This is a genomic window from Polaromonas sp. P1_E3 (genome assembly GCF_056405935.1).
This window is the reverse complement of sequence record NZ_JBFUBD010000613.1, coordinates 1-1,220: the sequence shown is the minus strand read 5'-3', so window position 1 is coordinate 1,220 and position 1,220 is coordinate 1. Positions and strand designations below refer to the sequence as shown.

The following is a 1,220-nucleotide window of genomic DNA, read 5'->3' as shown; positions in this document are numbered from 1 at the left end:
GCTACAGCCAGGACTGCTGCCTGAGCTTCGGGAACGAGAATTTCGGAAAGTTCGTAGAGATGGCCGGCGGCAGCAATGTTGCCAAAGCCATCATTCCCGGCACCTTTGGGCAATTGAACCCCGAGCAGGTAGTGGCGGCTAACCCAACTCACGTGGTGGTCACCAGCGCCAATTGGCAGGCTTACGCACCGGGTGGCGCCTGGGTTGGTGTTGGCCCCGGCGCGGATATGGCTGAGGCCCGGCGCAAGCTGCAAGCCTACCCGCAACATACGGCATATACCGGCAGCACAGCCAGCCGCGATGGCGCCTTTCATGCAATCTGGCACCAGTTCTACAACAGCCCTTACGAGTTCGTCGCGATCCAGCAGTTGGCCAAGTGGTTTCACCCGGAACTCTTTTCGGACCTGGACCCTGACGCGACTTTCCGCGAGCTCCACGAACGCTTTTTGCCGGTGGACTACCGGCCGGGTTATTTTGTGAGCCTTCGTTCGGGTGCGGAGGCACGGCCATGAGCGCCGTTCCATTGCCGGAGGGTGGCCAGCGCGAAGCTTATCGCTCGCTCGTAAAGCGCCGGCGCCTGGTGCTGGCAGGGCTTTTCGTCCTGTTGCTGTTCAGCGTGCTGCTGGACCTTGCACTCGGCCCTGCACGCTACACGCTTGACGAAGTGGTCCGTGCGCTGTTTTCACCCGCAAGTTCGCCCTTGCAGGTGCGCGTCGTGATCTGGGAAATCCGTTTGCCCATCGCGTTGATGGCGGTGGCGGTCGGTGCCGCCCTGTCGCTGGCGGGCGCGCAGATGCAAACCATCCTCAACAATTCGCTGGCAAGCCCGTTCACGCTGGGTATCTCCGCCGCCGCAAGCTTTGGGGCGGCGCTGGGGCTCGCCTTCGGTGTGCGGGTACTGCCCGTGATGGCGGAGTATGTGGTTCCCCTCAACGCTTTTGTCATGGCCATGCTGTCGGCTTTCCTGATCCATGTGCTCAGCATGCGGCGCGGCGTCACCGCTGAGACCATCGTACTGCTGGGCATTGCGTTGGTGTTTACCTTCAATGCGCTACTGGCGTTGGTGCAGTATTTCGCCTCGGAGCAAGCGGTTGCCGCCGTCGTTTTCTGGACCATGGGAAGCCTTACCAAAGCCACCTGGCCCAAGCTGGGCGTCACCTGCCTTGTCATCGTCATCACCTTGCCCATCTTCATGCGGCGCGCCTGGGCGCTGACTGCGC

2 protein-coding genes are annotated in these 1,220 nt (G+C 62.0%); both read left to right on the top strand.

The window, feature by feature from the left end; all coding sequences use genetic code 11:
- On the top strand, positions 1–512 hold a 512-nt coding region (locus tag AC1D0Z_RS22180), incomplete at its 5' end, for a TroA family protein (RefSeq protein ID WP_477660305.1).
- On the top strand, positions 509–1,220 hold a 712-nt coding region (locus AC1D0Z_RS22175), incomplete at its 3' end, for a FecCD family ABC transporter permease (protein ID WP_477660304.1). The genes AC1D0Z_RS22180 and AC1D0Z_RS22175, both read left to right, overlap by 4 nt.